The 18,155-nt window shown below is 70.1% G+C and carries 18 protein-coding genes and 1 pseudogene; 9 read left to right on the plus strand and 10 right to left on the minus strand.

What is annotated here, in order from left to right; genetic code table 11:
• Positions 1–51: 51 nt before the first annotated feature.
• Positions 52–870 (minus strand): SDR family oxidoreductase, encoded by an 819-nt coding sequence (locus DEI92_RS14810; protein WP_111014042.1) that lies wholly within the window; start codon positions 868–870, stop codon positions 52–54.
• 247 nt (positions 871–1,117) lie between these two features.
• On the opposite strand from DEI92_RS14810, the gene DEI92_RS14815 reads away from it, so the two are divergent.
• On the plus strand, positions 1,118–2,980 hold the full coding sequence (locus DEI92_RS14815) for an adenylyl cyclase (protein ID WP_111014043.1): 1,863 nt from the start codon (positions 1,118–1,120) through the stop codon (positions 2,978–2,980).
• Between the two features lie 146 nt (positions 2,981–3,126).
• Here the strand turns inward: DEI92_RS14815 and DEI92_RS14820 are convergent, their stop codons facing one another.
• Positions 3,127–3,513 (minus strand): MarR family winged helix-turn-helix transcriptional regulator, encoded by a 387-nt coding sequence (locus DEI92_RS14820; protein ID WP_181434962.1) that lies wholly within the window; start codon positions 3,511–3,513, stop codon positions 3,127–3,129.
• A gap of 145 nt (positions 3,514–3,658) precedes the next feature.
• Here DEI92_RS14820 and DEI92_RS14825 point away from each other — a divergent pair, with 145 nt between their 5' ends.
• The gene (locus DEI92_RS14825) at positions 3,659–4,402 is read left to right on the plus strand and encodes an SDR family oxidoreductase (protein WP_111014045.1); all 744 of its coding nucleotides are present in this window, start codon (positions 3,659–3,661) and stop codon (positions 4,400–4,402) included.
• A 134-nt stretch (positions 4,403–4,536) separates the two neighbouring features.
• Here the strand turns inward: DEI92_RS14825 and DEI92_RS14830 are convergent, their stop codons facing one another.
• Complete coding sequence (locus tag DEI92_RS14830) at positions 4,537–5,424, minus strand: DMT family transporter (RefSeq protein ID WP_111014073.1); 888 nt, start codon at positions 5,422–5,424, stop codon at positions 4,537–4,539.
• Between the two features lie 68 nt (positions 5,425–5,492).
• Here DEI92_RS14830 and DEI92_RS14835 point away from each other — a divergent pair, with 68 nt between their 5' ends.
• Positions 5,493–6,428: a LysR family transcriptional regulator gene (locus DEI92_RS14835; protein WP_111014046.1), complete on the plus strand. Its 936-nt coding sequence runs from the start codon at positions 5,493–5,495 to the stop codon at positions 6,426–6,428.
• 86 nt (positions 6,429–6,514) lie between these two features.
• Here the strand turns inward: DEI92_RS14835 and DEI92_RS14840 are convergent, their stop codons facing one another.
• On the minus strand, positions 6,515–7,060 hold the full coding sequence (locus tag DEI92_RS14840) for a TetR/AcrR family transcriptional regulator (RefSeq protein ID WP_111010938.1): 546 nt from the start codon (positions 7,058–7,060) through the stop codon (positions 6,515–6,517).
• 107 nt (positions 7,061–7,167) lie between these two features.
• On the opposite strand from DEI92_RS14840, the gene DEI92_RS14845 reads away from it, so the two are divergent.
• A complete protein-coding gene (locus DEI92_RS14845; protein ID WP_111010937.1) occupies positions 7,168–7,530 on the plus strand; it encodes a DUF4267 domain-containing protein in 363 nt (120 codons plus the stop codon).
• A 109-nt stretch (positions 7,531–7,639) separates the two neighbouring features.
• Entirely contained in the window at positions 7,640–8,089 is a 450-nt protein-coding gene (locus DEI92_RS14850) for an ester cyclase (protein WP_111014047.1), read from the plus strand.
• A 60-nt stretch (positions 8,090–8,149) separates the two neighbouring features.
• Here the strand turns inward: DEI92_RS14850 and DEI92_RS14855 are convergent, their stop codons facing one another.
• Positions 8,150–9,562 (minus strand): MDR family MFS transporter, encoded by a 1,413-nt coding sequence (locus tag DEI92_RS14855; RefSeq protein WP_258370225.1) that lies wholly within the window; start codon positions 9,560–9,562, stop codon positions 8,150–8,152.
• A gap of 68 nt (positions 9,563–9,630) precedes the next feature.
• On the opposite strand from DEI92_RS14855, the gene DEI92_RS14860 reads away from it, so the two are divergent.
• The 4 genes from DEI92_RS14860 (at position 9,631) to DEI92_RS14875 (ending at position 13,823) form a co-directional block, all read left to right on the plus strand.
• Complete coding sequence (locus tag DEI92_RS14860; RefSeq protein ID WP_220037507.1) at positions 9,631–10,212, plus strand: TetR/AcrR family transcriptional regulator; 582 nt, start codon at positions 9,631–9,633, stop codon at positions 10,210–10,212.
• 98 nt (positions 10,213–10,310) lie between these two features.
• Entirely contained in the window at positions 10,311–11,219 is a 909-nt protein-coding gene (locus DEI92_RS14865) for an alpha/beta fold hydrolase (protein WP_181434964.1), read from the plus strand.
• Positions 11,220–11,383: 164 nt separating this feature from the next.
• Positions 11,384–11,620, plus strand: coding sequence for a hypothetical protein (locus DEI92_RS14870; RefSeq protein WP_111014050.1), 237 nt, complete (start codon positions 11,384–11,386; stop codon positions 11,618–11,620).
• A 112-nt stretch (positions 11,621–11,732) separates the two neighbouring features.
• A complete protein-coding gene (locus tag DEI92_RS14875) occupies positions 11,733–13,823 on the plus strand; it encodes a glycoside hydrolase family 76 protein (RefSeq protein WP_111014051.1) in 2,091 nt (696 codons plus the stop codon).
• 15 nt (positions 13,824–13,838) lie between these two features.
• Here the strand turns inward: DEI92_RS14875 and DEI92_RS16910 are convergent.
• From DEI92_RS16910 to DEI92_RS14900, 5 genes and pseudogenes are all read right to left on the minus strand, one after another.
• Positions 13,839–14,095, minus strand: a pseudogene (locus tag DEI92_RS16910) (hypothetical protein); the annotation flags it as partial.
• Complete coding sequence (locus DEI92_RS14885) at positions 14,095–14,802, minus strand: hypothetical protein (protein ID WP_111014052.1); 708 nt, start codon at positions 14,800–14,802, stop codon at positions 14,095–14,097. The gene DEI92_RS14885 and the pseudogene DEI92_RS16910, both read right to left, overlap by 1 nt.
• Positions 14,799–15,695 carry a carbohydrate ABC transporter permease gene (locus DEI92_RS14890; RefSeq protein WP_220037277.1) on the minus strand — a complete coding sequence of 299 codons (897 nt, stop codon included), beginning with the start codon at positions 15,693–15,695 and terminating at the stop codon, positions 14,799–14,801. Before DEI92_RS14890 ends, DEI92_RS14885 begins: the two co-directional genes overlap by 4 nt.
• Positions 15,692–16,627, minus strand: a complete 936-nt coding sequence (locus tag DEI92_RS14895; RefSeq protein WP_111014053.1) for a carbohydrate ABC transporter permease — start codon at positions 16,625–16,627, stop codon at positions 15,692–15,694. Before DEI92_RS14895 ends, DEI92_RS14890 begins: the two co-directional genes overlap by 4 nt.
• Positions 16,624–17,970 (minus strand): sugar ABC transporter substrate-binding protein, encoded by a 1,347-nt coding sequence (locus DEI92_RS14900; protein ID WP_220037508.1) that lies wholly within the window; start codon positions 17,968–17,970, stop codon positions 16,624–16,626. The genes DEI92_RS14895 and DEI92_RS14900 overlap by 4 nt, the downstream gene beginning before the upstream one ends.
• Between the last annotated feature and the right edge of the window lie 185 nt (positions 17,971–18,155).

Raw genomic sequence — 18,155 nt, forward strand, 5'->3', positions numbered from 1 at the left:
CTCCCGCGTCGCCCCGGCGGTGCACGGAGGACCGCGCCGGGGCGACGGCGCTCAGCTGCCGTGCGCCTCCTCGGCGACCGGCTGCCATGCGCGCCACGTCTCAAGTCGGCTCGCGTAGTCCTTCTCGGCGATCCCGAGCGGCGCCGACCCGAAGAAGACGCGCAGCGGCGGCTCCTCGGCGTCGACGATGCGGAGGATCGGCCCACGGGTGGCCGCCGGATCACCAGCGCTCGCCGCGGCACGGCTCCTGTTGCGGGCCTCCCGGACGTCGGCGTAGGCGTCGATCTCGGCGCTCGTCGAGGACGACGGGCCGGACCAGTCCGTGGAGAACCCGCCCGGCTCGATCAGGGTGACCGTGATGCCGAAGCCGGCGACCTCCTGGGACAGCGACTGGCTGAACCCCTCGAGCGCCCACTTCGACGCGTGATAGATGCCGGTGATCGGGAACGCGCTGATCCCGCCGATGCTCGACACCTGGATGATGCGGCCCGACCGCTGCTCGCGCATGATCGGGAGCGCCGCCTGGGTGACCCAGAGGGCCCCGAACAGGTTCGTCTCGAGCTGGGCGCGCGCCTCCTGCTCGCTGATCTCCTCGATCATCCCGAACTGTCCGTAGCCGGCGTTGTTGACGACCACGTCGAGGCGCCCGAAGCGCTCGGCCGCCTGCTGCACCGCCGCGAAGTCGGCGTCACGGTCGGTGACGTCGAGACGGATCGGGAGGAACGTGTCCGGGTACTGCTCGGCGAGTGCGACGATGTCGTCCGGGTTGCGGGCGGTCCCGGCGACGCTGTCGCCGCGTTCCAGGGCGGCCTCCGCCCACTCGCGTCCGAAGCCCCGGGACGCGCCGGTGATGAACCAGACCTTGCTCATACGTGTTCTCCTTCGTGGTCAGGGCCTCCATCGTTCTCCGGCTCCGGGGACGGCACTCAGGCGGGCTGCTGCGTCTGCCGCTGCCCACTCCGGCGCTGGTCCTCGGAGCCGACCGGTGTCCATACCGACCAGGGCGTTGATACAGTGCTCACACTCTTCACCCAGGCGGCCGATGGCGCCCGCCCCGAGGACACTGCTGTCCGCGGGCGGACGGCGATGCCGCCGCTGCAACGGAAGCTGGTCAACGATGCCCTCCTCACCGACACACACGCTCCGGACGAGGCGGTCACGCCGTCGCCTGTTCGGTGCCGCCATCGCCGTCGGCGCCGCCACACTCGGCGTCCTCGCGACCACCCAGACCGCGGTCGCTGCACCGAACCCGCCCTCCTCCGCGTTCGGGTCCAACGTCGTCGTGTTCTCCCCCGACATGCCGCAGGCCGACATCCAGGCGAAGGTCGACGCGATCTCCGCGCAACAGTCCGCCAACGAGATGGGCACGCAGCGGTACGCGCTGCTGTTCGAGCCCGGAACGTACGGATCGAGCACGAACCCGCTCGACATCCCGGTGGGCTACTACACCGAGGTCGACGGTCTCGGGCAGGACCCGTCCGGGGTCACCATCAACGGGGGCGTGACCGCGACCGGTACCGACGGCAGCGGCGCGCTCGACACGTTCTGGCGATCGGTCTCCAACCTGACGATCCACGTCGTCCCGACCGCGGACGCGTGCCACACGGGCAGCGAGATGTGGGCGGTGTCCCAGGCGGCGCCGATGCGCCGTGTCCACGTCGAGGACTACACGACGTTCATGCCGTACTGCGAGAACCCGAACTACGCGAGCGGTGGATTCGTCGCCGACTCCGAACTGCAGGGCGGGGCGCTCAACGGATCGCAGCAGCAGTTCTACGTCCGCAACTCGGACCTCGGCGCCGGCTGGTCGAACGGCGTGTGGAACCAGGTGTTCTCCGGCGACGTCAACGCGCCGGCGCAGTCGTTCCCCCAGCAGCCCTACACGACGCTGGCGACGACACCGGCATCGCGTGAGAAGCCGTACCTCTACGTCGACGCGAACGGCGCCTACCGGGTGTTCGTGCCCAGCGCGCGAACGAACTCGGCGGGGACGACGTGGGCCAACGGGCACACGCCCGGGCAGTCGCTGCCGCTGAGCAGCTTCTTCGTCGCCCACCCGTCGGACTCCATCGCGAAGATCAACTCCGCACTCGCCCAGGGCAAGGACCTGCTCGTCACCCCCGGCGTCTACGACGTCGCACAGAGCATCGCCGTCAAGCGAGCGGACACGGTCGTCCTCGGGCTCGGCATGGCCACGCTGACCGCCCAGAACGGCGCCGTCCCGATGACCGTCGCCGACGTGCAGGGCGTCGACATCGCCGGCCTGACGTTCGATGCCGGTGCCGTGAACTCCCCGACGCTGCTCCGCGTCGGCACGGGCCACGACAAGGGCGGCAAGCACGTGGCGAGCGCCACGGACCCCACTGCCCTGCAGGACGTGTTCTTCCGCGTCGGCGGCCCCCACGTCGGCAAGGCCACGACGAGCCTCGAGGTGAACAGCGACGACACGATCCTCGACGACATCTGGGCCTGGCGCGCCGACCACGGCGTGGCGGGCTCCGTCGGCTGGACCGTGAACACGGCCGACACCGGCGTCGTCGTGAACGGGGATGACGTCACCGCGACCGGCCTGTTCGTCGAGCACTACCAGAAGGACAACGTCATCTGGAACGGTGAGCGCGGTCGGACGGTGTTCTTCCAGAACGAGCTCCCGTACGACGCCCCGAACCAGGCCGCGTGGCAGCACGACGGGGTGAACGGGTACGCCGCCTACAAGGTCGCGGACGACGTCCGGACGCACGAAGCGTGGGGCCTCGGCAGCTACATCTACACCAACGTCGACCCGACCCTCCACGCGACGCAGTCGTTCGAGGTGCCGAACACGCCCGGGGTCGTCATGCACGACCTCACGACCGTCGCGCTCAACAGCAACGCCGGGACGATCGACCACGTGATCGACGGCCAGGGGCCCGCCGCCACGAGCGCGAACACGGGGCAGCCGCAGACCGTCACCACCTACACCAACGGGACCGCTCAGTAAGGTCCAGGGCACCATCGAACGCCGATGGCCGGGAGCACACGCTCCCGGCCATCGGTGGCTCGGCGGTCGTGGTGGCGGATTCGACGAGCGCGCGACCGGCTCGAGGGCGCTCTCCGCGCCTCCCCCGAGGGACCGTCAGGACGACGTCACGCTGGTTGCGCCGGATGGGCTGCCAGCACATCGCCGAGGAGGCGGACGAGAGCGTCGCGATCGGCGGGGGACAGTGCTGCGAGGAGCTCGTCCTGCACGGCGTCGGCCTGCGTTCGGAGATCGGCGAGTCGTTCCCCGCCGTTCGCCGTGATCGTGACGATGTTCCGCCGTCGATCCGCCGGGTCAGGGGTCCGGAGCACGGACTCGTCGGCGTCGAGCCGGACGACGATGCCGTTGACGTTGTTGCGGTCCAGACCCAGCACCCTGCCGATGTCCGCCTGGCTCAGCGGGCCGTACTCCTGCAGCGCGGACAGCACCGCGAAGTCCGAACGCGCCTCGAGCGGCATGCGCGCAGCGGTCAGGCGGGTACCGATCGTCGCCACCCGTGCGGCTTGCCAGCTGACGAGGGTGCGGAGCGCGTGAGGAGGTCGAGGATCAACCGACATGCACCGAGACTATCAGTTGGTGCAGCCAACGAATTGGTGCTAGCGTTGGTGCCACCAACATTGGTCGGACCAAGGAGTTCTCATGCCATTCATCCCATCCCCCGCTGCACTCGCCGGTCGGCGCGTCCTGGTCCCCGGCGGAACCGGCGGCGTCGGCGAAGGTGTCGTCCGCGCGTTCCTCGCTGCCGGCGCCGATGTCGTCGTTCCCACTCGCTCGGACGAGCGGGGCACGGAGCTGCGCGCTGCACTCGGCGATCTCGGGGTCTCGCCGTTGCTGCACCTGCCGACGCACGACTACACCTCCTTCATCGGAGCGGACGAGCTCGGCCGTCAGATGACCGAGCGGCTCGGCGGGATCGACGACGTCGTCGTGCCGGTCGGCGGATGGTGGCAGGGCGGCCCCCTGACCGGCATCCGCGAGGACGACTGGGGGGCCGCGTTCACCGGCCTCGCCACCGCGCACATGGCGCTGGCACGGGCGATCGTGCCCCGGCTGAGCGGACTCGGCGCGTACACCGTGGTCGTCGGCCAGTCCGCCACGTCCCCCGTTCCGGGCAGCGGGCTGGTGAGCATGGAGCAGGCCGCGCTGCTGATGATGCAACGCGTCCTGGCCGCCGAGACGCCGGACCGCAGGATCCACGCCCTGGTCCTCGGCCCCGTCCGCACCCGATTCGTCGATGGCGAGCCGGAGCAGGTGTCCGCCGGCGAGGTCGGCGACGTGTCCATCGCGCTCTCCCGGGCCGCCGATGTCCCCAGCCGTGCCGTGCCCCTGGGATCCAGCGGCGAGGCCCGCGCGCTCGTGACCGAACTGACGCAGACAGCCTGAGCGCGTTGCTCCGCGTCCCTCTCCGGGCCACGAGCCGGGAGAGGGACGTGCTCGTCGAACGGGCTCGAGCGAAGCACCTGCCGCTCCCCGCTCCTGCCGATCCCTCCTGGCGATGTCGCCGCACAGGAGGGGCTTCAGCGGCTGCCAGGACGGGAACGAGGTCCGGACCTGGCCACGGCCACCGCGTCAGAGGCGACGATGAGCACGATCCCGCCCCACTGCCACGGAGCGAGTTGCTGCCCCAACACGATCAGCCCCACGGCAGCAGCGGCGACCGGGTTGAGGCTCATGACGATCCCGAACAACGACTGAGGGATCCGCCGGAGCACCACCACGTCGGTGGCGTAGGGGACCACAGACGAGAGGACGCCGACTGCCGTGCAGAGCACGCTGGTGGACACGTCGAACCGCCCGGTCAGGAGCAGCGACAGCAGGATCGGCAGGGAGGCCAGCGCAGACGCGCAACTCGCCACGGCAGGTCCCTGGAGGCCCGGAAGCCGGCTCCCCACGACCCGGTTCAGCACGATGTACGCGGCCCAGCACAAGGCCGCGGTGCAGGCGAGCGCGACGCCGATCCAGTCGGTCGACGGACCGGGAGACACCAACAGGACCACACCCGCGCCCGCACCCACCGCGCAACCGGCCACCCGCCACGACCGTGCACCGACCAGGGCCACGCTGACCGGTCCGAGGAACTCGAGCGTGATGGCGAGGCCGAGTCCGATCCGCCCGATGGCGGTGTACAGGCTGAGGTTCATCACGGCGAACACCCCACCGAGCGACAGCGCAGGCCACCACTGCCCCCACGACATCCGGGCGAGGTTCGCTCGCGAGAGGGCGGTGAGGGAGATCGCGGCGATGAGCTGCCGCACGGCCATGACGCCCGGCGGGCCGACACGAGCGAAGGCGAGATTCCCCAGTGCCGCTCCGACCTGGTTGCTCACGGCACTGCCGAGCAGGGCGAGGACCGCCCCTCCGGGCACCTTGACCGAACCGCCCGATGTCACCACTTCTCCCGTCATGGTGACCACAGTGCTTCGCGGCTGCGCGATCGGGAAATGCAGACCACGACGATCTATACGCTGGACGCATGGACGTGACTCTGGTTCAGCTGCGCGCACTCGTGGCGCTGGTGTCGACCGGGACCTTCACCGACGCGGCCATCGATCTCCACGTCTCGCAGGCCTCTGTCTCACGAGCGGTGCAAGCCCTCGAAACGGCGCTCGGCTTCTCGCTCGTGCGCCGGACGACGCGCTCGCTCGAGCTGACGCCGCAGGGACGGCGAGTGGTCGATCACGCCCGCCGCATCCTCGACGAGGTCGAATCGCTGCGCGACCTCACTCCGCGCGCGAGCACCGAGGTCCGCATCGGCTATGCATGGTCGGCCCTCGGCCGACACACGACGAGGTTCCAGCGCGAATGGGCGGCAGAGCACCTCGAGCCGGCACTCTCGTTCGTGCAGAGCAACACCCCGACCGCGGGGCTTGCCGAGGGCGGCGTCGACGTCGCGATCCTGCGTCGTCCTCTCGATGATCCTCGCTTCGACTCGGCTCCCATCGGCGCAGAGCGACGCTTTGCGGCCCTCGCCTCCGACGATCCCCTGTCGCGACGCCGGAGCGTCACCCTGGCCGACTTCGCTGGCCGCACCGTCGGCATCGATCTGCGCACCGGGACCACAACAGCCGACCTCTGGGCAGGCATCTCGGCCCCGGCGGCGTTCCGTGACACCCGGCACGTGGACGACTGGCTGACGCTGGTGGCCGCCGGTCAGGTGACCGGGATGACCTCGGAGGCCACTGCCGCACTGCACGCTCGAACCGGGGTCACGTTCCGGCTCGTTCGCGACGCTCCCCCGATCGAAGTGCTGATGGCGTGGCGAAGAGCGTCGGCACCTCCCGCCCTCGCTGCGCTGATCGAGAAGGCTCGGGGGCTCCTCGCCGATCCGATCTCCGGTACGAACGACCGTCGAGTGGGTGGTCCGTTCCCGTTGTCAGCCGCTGGATCTCGACCGTCAGTTGGTCCCTGAGTCGAGGTCTCCGGAGCGGGGCCGGGCCGCAGCATTGATGGCCACGGCGACGCCGCAGAGCGCGGAGGCGCGCCTCGCGTTGTTCGTCACAGGCCCGAGCTCCCGGTGAGTACTCGATGGGCGTGGTCGAGCCGGGCACGCGATCGCACCGCTGGGAGGCGCCCGCCGATCTCGAGCGTCGCCAGCCCGTGGACCGTGGCCCACGCGACCTCGGCCGCCGTGTCGTCCGGAGCGGGGAACGCCGCCTTGATCGCGGCGAACCCACGTCGGAGCGCATCGGGAACGGACCCCGAGCCGAACTCGAGCCCGGACGGCATCGAGAACATCGCCTCGTAGAGACGGGGTCGGCCGACGGCGAAGTCGAGGTACGCCTGCATCCGCGGCAACGGCTCGGCAGGAGCGGCTTCGAGTGCTGCCGCGAGTTCGCCGAAGCCGTCGAGGGCCACGGCGTCGATGAGCGCCTGCCGGCCTCCGGCGAACGCGGAGTAGATGACGGGCTGCGTGACACCGAGTTCGGCAGCGAGACGGCGCATCGTCACCGCCTCCCACCCTTCGGCTTCCGCGACGCGGCGGGCGGCGCTGACGATCTCGTCGCGCCGGTGGTCGAGGTCCGGTGCTGGTCGTGGGGACATGCTCCGAGAGTAGCAGAGCGAAGTTAGATAACACCGGTAGACATCGTCGGCGAGAAGCGCTACGGTCAATGCAGATCAGCGTTATCTAACACCGAAAGGAATCACTCGTGTTCATCGCAGCCTTCTCCGTCGCCATCGCCGGATGCCTCTTCATCCTCTTCATCGGCGGCCGGTTCCTCATCGCGCCGGCGATCGCCACAGCGGGGTTCGGCGTCGCCGAGGACCGTCGGCGCGCGTTCACGAGCATCAAGGGGGTCCGCGACATCACCTCGGGCATCGTGCCCCTGGTCGTCCTCGCCGTCGCCGGACCGCACGTCTTCGGTTGGGCGCTCCTCGCTGCGGCGATCACCCCGATCGGTGACGCGATCATCGTCGTCACCAACGGCGGCACCCTCCGCCAGGCCCTCAGCGTCCACGGCACCACGGCGCTGCTGCTCGTCATCGCCGGCCTCGTCCTGGCACTCGCGTGACCTCGGCGCCGCATCGTCCGAGGCGGCCCGGCGGCCGGTCGACCCACCCCGCCGCCTGATCTCTCCCACCACCAACACGCACACCACCGCCACGAAAGGTCCGAACCCCATGAGCACCACGAACGAGCACGACACCACCACCGAGATCGTCCTGGCTTTCTACGAGCCCTTCCGCACGGGTGACACCTCCGTGTACGACGAGGTCCTGGCGGAGGACTGGATCGGCCTCCCCCTCGCCCCGGGGCAGGAGCAGGGCCCGGCCGGCATGGCCGCACAGATCGCGCTGTTCCGTCACGCGATGCCGGACTACAGCGTCGAGCACCAGGACGTCATCGTCCAGGGCGACAGGGTCGCTGTCCGCAACACCGTCTCGGGGACGCATCAGGGCGCGTTCATGGGTCACGGGCCCACCGGCAAGCGCATCGAGATGCGCACCATGGACATGCACCAGGTCCGCGACGGGAGGATCGTCGCCACCTGGCACCTCGAGGACTTCGCCGGTCTCGTGGCCCAGCTGAACGCCCCTGTCGACGCGCCCACGCCCGCTGCTTGGGGCTGAGCCGCGCCGGGAACAGGACGGCACGAACGCACCGGGTGCGTTCGTGCCCTCCTGTTCGTGTCACTCGACCGACGCTCCGGCCGGCTGCGGGGCCAGCGTGCCGGGCGCCGGCGGCACGGGTCGGCGTCCCGGCAGGAGCGCCGCCATCACCGTGGCGAACGCGGTGACCCCGATCGCCCACCAGAACGCCTCCTGGAATGCCGCAGCCGCGTCGTTCCCGGCTGCGGCACCGGCGAGCACGACCGCGAGGACCGCCGTACCGAATGCGCCACCGAGCTGCTGTGACAGGCGGGTGATCGTGCTGGCGTGCGGCATCTCCGGGCGGGCCAGTCCGACGAAGCCGACGGCCATGATCGGGATCATCACCGCGCCGAGCCCCAGGCCGCGGACCACGAGGACGAGTCCGATCCACCATGAGCTGGTCGATCCGTCGGCGAAGGCGAACGGGATCGTCGCCAGGAGCACGATCGCGAAGCCCACGATCGCGACGGTGCGAGCACCGATCCGGTCGGTGAGCCGCCCGGCGAGGGAACGGCTGAGCAGCGACCCGACGCCCTGCGGGATGAGCAGGAGCCCAGCATCGAGCGCGTCCGCGCCGCGCAGCTCCTGGAACGACAGCGGGAGCAGCAGCATGCCGCCGTAGAGCGCAGCGCCCATCAGGAACATCAGGGTCGCGGCGGCGGCGAGGGGTCGGTGTCGGAGCAAGGCGAGGTCGACGAGGGCGGCGTCGCGGCGGCGCGTTGCCCAGAGACAGAACGCGACCAGGAGCAGGAGGCCGGCACCGAGTGGCGCCCAGACGTCGAAGCGGGCGAACCCGTCGGTCCGGCTCGCGTTGCTCAGCCCGAACAGGATGCCGACGACGGCGGGCGAGAGGAGCACCAGCCCCACGACGTCGAGCCTGGCCTTGCCGGTGGGGCCGTCCGCGGGGATGAACCGCCAGGCGAGGACCAGACCGACGACGGCGAACGGCACGTTGACCCAGAACAGCCACGGCCAGCTGCCGGCACCGAGGATGAGTCCGCCGATGACCGGACCGAGGATCGGGCCGAGGGCGGTGGGGAGCGACACGATCGACATGAGCTTCCCGACGCTCCGGCCGCCCGCCGCCTGCATCAGCAGGGTCGTCAGCAGGGGCATCATGGCACCGGCGCCGACGCCCTGGATGATCCGGAACCCGATGAGGCTGCTGACGTCCCACGCCAGCGAGCAGAGGACGCTGCCGACGAGGAACACGACGAGCGACGCCATCCAGAGGCGGCGCCCGCCGAAACGGTTCTGCAGCCAACCGACGATCGGGACGGTGACGCCCATCGCGAGGAGGTAGCCCGTGCTCACCCACTGGATCGTGTCGACGCTGACGCGCAGGTCATGACTCAGGGTGTGCAGGGCGACGCTGACGATCGTCGAGTCGAACAGCGGTGCCATCGCCCCGACGACGAGTGCGATGGCGAGTCTGGAGAGGTTCCGGTCCACGATGCTCCTTGGATACGCGAGCGTTTCTTAACGAGCACGACCGTATCCGTCCGCGATAAGATACGCAAGTGGATCTTGTGAAGACGCGTCGCCGCGGACCCGAGCTCGAGGAGGCCCTGCTCGACGCCGCGTGGGAGGAGCTGCAGGCGGTCGGGTACCCCGCGCTCACCTTCGAGGGCGTCGCAGCACGCGCAGGCACGTCGAAACCGGTGCTCTACCGGCGCTGGCCCGCGAAGGTGGACCTCGTGCTCGCGGCACTGCAGCACGGCGGTCTGTTCTCGCGGCGTGAGCTCGTGGACACGGGTTCGCTCCGGGGCGACGTCCTGCACGCACTCCGCGACTTCAACGCATACCGCTCGGGGTTCATGGCCGCGATCAGCGTCTACATGGCGAGCATCAACGCCGAGACCGGACTGTCGCCGGCGGACCTCCGCGAACGACTGCTGGGCGGGCGCTCGAGCATCGGTCGGGTGATGCTCGAGCGGGCCGCCGCCCGCGGGGAGATCCCGGCGCGGGACTGGCCGGACGGGGTCGCCTCGCTGCCGTCCGACCTGGTCCGACACGACCTCGTGATGTCGCTCAAGCCACTGCCGGACCGCCGGATCGTGGAGATCGTCGACGACATCTGGCTCCCGCTCGTGCGGGAGTGACAGCATGCGCCCGACGCGGATGCTGATGCTGATGCTGATGCTGATGCTGATGCTTGCTGATGCTGATGCGGGAATCGTGGCGAGGAGTTGGAGGACGGATGACGTACGTGGTGGTCGGCGCACGGGGCGGCACCGGCGCGGGGAGCTCGCGGGCTCGGACCGATGTCGTTACGCGGACCGTCACGTCGGCCGACGGCACGGCGATCGGGTTCCTCTCGCAGGGCAGTGGCCCCGGAGTCATCCTCGTGCAGGGGGCCATGGCCGACGTGCAGGCCTACCGACGCTTCGCGGCAGCGCTGTCGACGGCGTACACGGTCCACTCGGTCGACCGGCGCGGGCGCGGCCTGAGCCCTCGCCCCTACAGCGTCGACCACGACATCGCCCGCGACGTCGAGGACGTCGACGCGGTCCTCGCCGCGACCGGCGCGACAGCCGTCTTCGGTTTGAGTTCCGGAGCCGTGATCACCCTCGAAGCGGCCCGCACCCTGCCCAGGGTCCGTGCGGCGGCGGTCTACGAGCCGCCCTTCTACCAGGACGGGATCGACCGCGCCGGGGTCCGCCGGCTCGCCGGGGAGATCGAGCGCGGCGACCTGGCCAGCGCACTCATCGACTCCCTCCTCGTCGCCGAGACCGCGCCGGCCGTCATCCGCCGGATGCCCCGCGTCATCGCCCGCGTCGCGTCGCGGCTCGTCATCGCGATCGACGCCGTCGTCCGGCGAGGCGGTCCGACGTTCCGGTCGCTGCTGCCCGGCGTCCGGTACGACTTCCACGACGTCGCGCAGGTGGACGGACGCCTCGACGAGTACGTGACGGTCCGGAAGCCCGTGCTGGTGGTCTCCGGGACCGCCAGCCCCGCGTTCTTGCGCGCGGCGGCCCGCAGAGTCGCCACGGTCCTCCCGGACGCACAGCACGTCGAGCTCGACGGGCTCGGCCACGACGGCCCGTGGAACCACGGCGGACCCGAGCGGGTCGCGGCGGCGGTCGCGGCGTTCCTCGCGTCCGAGTGAGCGGGCGGAGCGCGCGTGGCGACCGGCGCTCCCCGCTCCGAGCGCCCGCAACCCGCGCGAAGGAGGGTGTCGAGCCGGGGATCGGCCGTCAGGAGGACCGGGACACACGGACATCACTCGCCCGACCGACGCTCGGACACGGCGTCGCCCCTGACACTCCGAGCATGGACACGACCACGCCGATCGACACGGCCCCCGGGGATCCGATGCTCGACCTCTTCGGACGAGGGACCCAGGACGTGCACGAGACGAGCACCCCCGCTCGTCTCGCAGCCCTCGCTGGGCTCTCGGCAGTGCTGGTCGGCGGGATCGCGATCGTCGCCGCAGCTGTCGTCACGGTGATCCTCTTCGTGATCGCGGTGGCGCCGATGGTGCCGTTCCTCCTCGGCGGCCCGTTCTGAGTCGCGGCAGGTGTGATGCGCTGGTGACGGGCCTCCTTGACGCGCTCGCGCGTGGACGGTTAGCGTCTGGAACGATCTCCGCGTCGACGATGACCGGAGCGAGGGAGCCACCGTGAAGCGAAGCGCACGCAACCGAGCAGGGGCGATCGTGGCGGGTACCGCCACCGCCGCCGTCCTCGCCGTTCTGGGAGGAGCTCCGGCGGCATTCGCCGCTCCGGCCCCGGACCACTTCCCGCCGGGGGTCGCCAGCAAGCAGAACCCCGTGGACACGCAGCGCGCCGTCGAGACCTACCAGGCGTTGCAAGCGAACCTCTACGACCCGGCGCACAAGCTGTACGTGAGCAGCGACGCCCGCGAGCCGTACGGCTACCTCTGGGACGACGTCAACGGCTTCGCCGCGACCGATGCGGTGGCATCGCTGCCCGGGGTGGGAGCCCGCTACGCCCGGGACCTGCAGGCCCGAGACCAGGGGATCCAGGCCTACCACGACACGCACGAGACCAGCCCCACCGGTGCCGCCCAGCCGCCGGCCTACGCGTCCGGCGTGCTGCCCCCGCTCGGCCCCGACCAGCCCACCTACTACGACGACAACGCCTGGGTCGGCCTGGACTTCCTGCAGCAGTACGCCATCGACCACCAGAAGCGGGACCTGGCGCAGGCCGAGGGCGTCTTCAAGTTCGCGGTCAGCGGGTGGGACACCGACTCGACCGGCGCGTGCCCGGGTGGGGTCATGTGGGAGGACACCGCGGACTCCCCGCGCAACACGATCTCCAACGCCCCGAACGCCGAGGTGGGCCTCGAGATCTACCAGGTCACCCGTGACCCCTACTACCTGACGTGGGCGACCCGCATGTACAACTGGGCCCGCGGCTGCATGATGAACGCGAACGGGATGTACTACGACCACATCAGCCCGGACGGGAGCATCGACCAGACCCTCTGGAGCTACAACCAAGGGACGATGATCGGAGCGGGCACGCTGCTCTACGAGAGCACCGGGAACCGCACCTACCTGCAGCAGGCCGAACAGACCGCCGCCGCCTCGGTCAGCTACTACGGCACGAACCGGAACCTGTACCACCAGCCCGACGTGTTCAACGCGATCTTCTTCCGGAACCTGTTCGGGCTGGCCGCGATCAACCACGACCCGAGCTACGCGCGGATGGCGGCCGCCTACGCCGACACCGCCTGGGTGGAGGACCGCCAGTCGAACGGACTGTTCAACGACCCCGACGCCTCGGGCGGCGAGTCGCCCGTGAACCAGACGGCGCCGATGGTTGAGATCTACGCCCTGCTCGCGAAGAGCGCACCCGTCTACGCCGCGACCGGTTCGACCAACCCGTCCTCCGTGGCCGTGCAACCCGGCACGTCGGGCACGACCACGCTCAGCATCCAGTCGGTGGAGGGCCGCCCCCAGATCGTGCACTGGACAGCGAAGGCCCCGGCCGGACTGACCGTCCGCCCGGCATCCGGCACCCTCGTCGTCCGCGCGGGCGGCACCGCGAGCACGCCCGTCTCGATCACCGGAGGCACCACCGACGGCAACCAGCAGGTCACGTTCGCCTTCTCCAGCACGGCCGGTGCGGTCCCGTCGGTGACCACCTCCGTGCTCGTGGCCCGACCCGGCGACCTGGCTCCGTACTACGACAACACCGGCATCTCCGACGACAGCGCGCAGTCGACCGCCGACCTCGACGGGTACGGGTTCAGCTACTCGGCGCAGGCACTGGCAGCCAGCGGACTCACGCCTGGTGCGACCGTCACGAGTGACGGCATCCAGTACGACTGGGCGGGCACCCCCGGGCAGCCGGACAACGTCGTCGCCGCCGGCCAGGTCCTCGCGGTCCCGGCCATCGCGGGAGCCACCGAGCTCGGCATCATCGGCTCGGCGACGAACGGTCCCTCGACCGGTCCGTTGACCCTCACCTACACCGACGGCACCACGCAGCAGGCCACAGTCGGGTTCAGCGACTGGACCGCCAGCAGCCCGTCATTCGGCAACGGCACCGCCGCCTCCACGCAGTACCGCAACAGCACCGGCGGTTCGTCGCAGGGGCTCGGGACGCACCTCTCCACGACGAAGATCGCACTGGAGGCCGGCAAGACGCTCGCGTCGGTGACGCTCCCGACTCGCGCCGACCAGGGGCTGCTGCACGTGTTCGCGCTCGGGACGGACAAGGGGGCGCTGACGACGGCGGGCTGACGGGCCGCGACTGCGTCAGCGCGTGCGCGTTGGCAGGGTGAGCACTTCGGCGCCGTCCGCGGTGATGGCGATCGTGTGCTCACTGTGCGCCGTCCGGCAGCCGGTCGCGCTCCGCAGGGTCCACCCGTCAGGATCGGTGACGAGCCGGAACTGATGGCCGAGTAGGCGGCGTACCCGTCGGGGATCACGGCGAGGTCGAGGGTGAGCAGATCACCGTCCGCGAGCACCCGATCGTGCGGGAGCCCATGGAGGACCGCGTCGACCGCGGCGGTCACCGCGCCGGGGCGGTGCTGCCCTCCTCGTCCAGCAGGCGCCAGACGGGGTCTCCCGACACCGTCGCGGACGCGGCCAGGACGAGCACGAGCGCGAACGGACCCGGGACGAGCACGACGACCGAGGCGCTCCAGGTGACGGCCGCCCACAGGCCGAGGACGCCCACCGCGAGGACGCCGACGACCGGGATCGGCCGTCTCGCCACGGCCCGGAGGCAGAACAGGGCGAGCGACGGACCACGCAGCGATGGCACGCGGACCGCGACCGGGAGCGCGAGCAGGCCCGCGAGCGATCCGAGGACCGTGACCGCCCCGCTCACCGCCAGCGGCACGAGCGTGATCGTCGCGTGGGTCTGGTGCAGGACCTCCAGTGACACGAGCGAACACACCGCCGCGACGGCCGGCACGGCAGCGGACGCGAGCGCGAGCCGGACGGTGTGGCGCACGTAGCGGTGGAAGCCGAACACCCGGACCTCCGCGCCGTTCAGGACGTCGGTCGTCACGCCGACCAGGCCCGCGAACACCGGTGCGACGAGGAGCGCCCAGAGCACCACCGCCGTCGGCGTCACCCCCGGAGCGACGAGGACCGCGACGACGATCGCGGCGCACACGACGCTGCTGGCCACGACCAGCGCCGGGAGCTGGTCCCACACACGTCGGGCGACGGTACGGGCCTGTGTCGTGGCGGCGGGCTCCGCGGCGCTCATCCGCGGATCCCGCTCTGCGCGATGCTCGAGACGAAGCTGCGCTGGAAGACGAGGAACAGCACGAGCACCGGGAGGACGACGAGCGTGATCGCGGCGAACACGACCACCGCCGGTCCTCCGCCCTGGCCGGCCTGCAGCGTGACGAGCCCGATCGGCAGCGTCATGTGCTGCGGACTGTTCAGGAAGATGAGCGGCCCGAAGTAGTCGTTCCACGCGGCCTGGAAGTTCAGGATCACCAGCGCCGCGATCGCCGGCCCGGACAGCGGCACGAGCATCCGGAACAGGATCCACAGGTGCCCCGCCCCGTCGATGCGCGCGGCTTCGTCGAGCTCCAGCGGGATCGAGTTGAAGTACTGCCGCAGGAAGAAGATGTCGAAGACGTTCACCAGCAGCGGCAGGACGAGCGCCGCCAGGGTGTCGATGAGGTGCAGGGTGCGCATCATGATGAACACCGGGATCACCGTCAGCTGGACCGGCACCATCAGCGCGCTGAGGATCCCGACGAACAGCACGCCGCTGCCGCGGAACCGCAGGCGCGAGAACGCGTACGCCGCCAGGGTGCTCGTCGTCAGCGCACCGAGGGTGCTGAGCGACGCGACGACGAGGCTGTTCAGGAACATCTCGCCGAAGGGGATGAGCTGGGACACCCCCGCGAAGTTCTGCACGGTGAACGGCGTCGGGATCCACGTCGGCGGTAGCGCGAACGCGGACCCCGCCGCCGTGAGGCTCGTCGAGATGAGCCACACGAGCGGCGACACCATGAGGAGGCCCAGGAGCAGGAGGACGAGGTCGAGCACGCGGGACCCGGTCCGGAACCGGCGGTGCCGCCGCCGCACGGGAGGCTCGGTGACGGTCCGCGGCGATGTTGCGGTCTCGAGGATCGAGGCGGTCACTGCTCGTACACCCACTTCCGCGAGGCCCAGAACTGCAGGGCGGTGACCGCCATGATCACGACGAACACGACGAGCGCGATCACCGACGCGTAACCGATCTGGAAGGCCTGGAACCCGGTCCGGTACAGGTACATCACGACCGAGATCGTGGCGTTGTCCGGTCCGCCGCTCGTGATGATCTGCATGGGGTCGAAGATCTGGAATGCCCCGATGAACGTGATGATCGTCGCGAAGAAGATCGTCGGCGACATCAGCGGCAGCGTGATGTGCAGGAACACCTGTCGTTCGCTCGCGCCGTCGGTGCGCGCGGCCTCCTGGAGCTCGGACGGGACGGTCTGCAGACCCGCGAGCATGATCACGAAGGTGTACCCGATGGTGTGCCAGAAGTCGACGCCGATCAACGACGCCAGCGCCCAGTGCGGGTCCGTGAACCACTGCGGCGCCGCGACCCCGACCAGGTGCAGGTAGTACTGCACGTACCCGAACGACGGGTCGAGCACGTACTTCCAGAGCAGCGCGACCGCGGCCCACGAGATCAGGAACGGGAAGAACACGGCCGCCCGCACGAAGTACGACAGCACCCGGTTCATCGCCCGGTTCACCGCGACCGCGAGGAGCATCGCGCCCAGGACGTGCGTCACCACCGACGCGAACGCGAACACGAACGTGTTGAGCAGTGCGTGCCCGAGGGTGCCGTCGGTGAACAGCCGCCCGAAGTTCGCCAGACCCACGGGGCGCGCCGGCGTCAGGAGGTCCCACGAGAAGAACGCGAGGACGATGGTCGCGACGAACGGCACCGCGATGAACACGATGAACAGGAGCAGCGCGGGGCTGAGGAAGGCGTACCCGAGCCAGTTCGGCTGCCGGTAGCCGGCCGGAGCGGAACGCCTGGCACCCGCCCGCGCGACGGTGCTGGTCAGCGCGGCGGTCACAGCAGCGCCTCCAACTGTTCGTTCACCTGCTTCAGTGTGGCGGCCGGGTCGCCGTTCCCGAGCAGGATCTTGAGCCACGCCGCCTCGATCGCCTGCTCGCTCTCGGCGCCCCGGTTGATCGAAGGCACGGGTGTCGCGTCCTGGGCGATCTGGTAGAGCAGTTCGGTGCCCTTCGGTGCGCCGTCGAGGAACGCCGAGCTGAGCGCGACCGACTTGCGGGCCGGGACGTTCGAGCCACCGGCCTTGGCGGCCGTGATCGCCGACTCCTTGGTCGTGAGGTACTCGATGAAGGTCCAGGCGTCGTCCTTGTCCTGCGATGCCTTGAGGATCGGGAACGCGTCCCAGCCGATCGGGCTGGCCGAGACCGTCTTCATGGGCGACTTGACGATGCGCACCTTGTCGACGAGGTGCAGACGCTGCATGTCGATGTTCGGCCAACGACCACCGGCGAGCGACGCGAGCTTGCCCTGGGACAGCGCAGTGGGCGCGTCGAACGTGCCGCCGGGCTTCGGCGCGTACCCCTTGGCGACCATCATGCGGCAGTACTCGGCTGCCTCGATCGCGGCGTCCGAGTCGATGGTGGGCTTGGTCCAGTCGGCGTTGAACGTGCTGGCGCCGTTGGTGAGCAGCCACGGCATGATGTAGGCGAACTGGTCGCTCGTGAAGTTCAGGATGTACGCGCCGGTCTTCTGCTTGATCTTGGCCGCGGCGCGTTCGAAGTCGTCCCAGGTCCAGTCCTCGTCACCGGGCAGGTCGACACCGGCCTTGGCGAAGACCTCCTCGTTGCAGTAGAGGGCGACGGTGTTGAACCCGCCGGGCATGTAGTAGGTGGTCTTGCCGGGGTTGCCGAACTGGTCGTTCACCGCTTTGTACCGAGGCGGCAGGTCGGCGTAGTAGTCGTCGATCGCCGCCCGGTGCTTCGCGATGTAGGGGTCGAGGGGCGCGACGAGCTGCTTGGACCGGAAGATCCCGAGGCCCTCCGTCGCGATGTCGATGACGTCCGGCGTCTGTCCGCCCGCGATCCGGGTCGACAGCGTGTTGGCGAACGACGCCCAGTTGTTGCTCGCGATCCCCTGGGGTTCGAAGTCGATCCGGGGGTGGCTCTTGATGAACGCTTGGTACGCCTGCTTCGTCGCCTTCTGCTGCGTCGCGTTCCCCATGTACACGAAGGTGAGCTTGCCGCCGCCGCCGGAACCACCGCCCGTCGAGCAGGCGGAGAGGACGGCCGACAGGGCCGGGACGGCCGCTGCGACACCGAGACCCTGGAGCAGGGTCCGGCGGCTGAGGAGGTGACCGGCGCCGGCGGGTGTCCCGCCGGTCTGCCGTGGTCCGGGTGCGTACACGGTGGATCCCTTCAATGCGTCGTTGCATCTGGCATCTCGACCGAAATCGATTACACGCAGTGAACCGCCGCTGCGCCCGGATGTCAACAGCGAGTCCCACGCGATGCTCGCAAATCCCCGCCAGGAGCGGGATGACGGATGCCGGATCAGCCTCTTGTGCGTGAAATCGGTTTCTGCGATGCTCG

The sequence above is a fragment of the Curtobacterium sp. MCBD17_034 genome (genome assembly GCF_003234515.1).
Lineage (GTDB): Bacteria > Actinomycetota > Actinomycetes > Actinomycetales > Microbacteriaceae > Curtobacterium.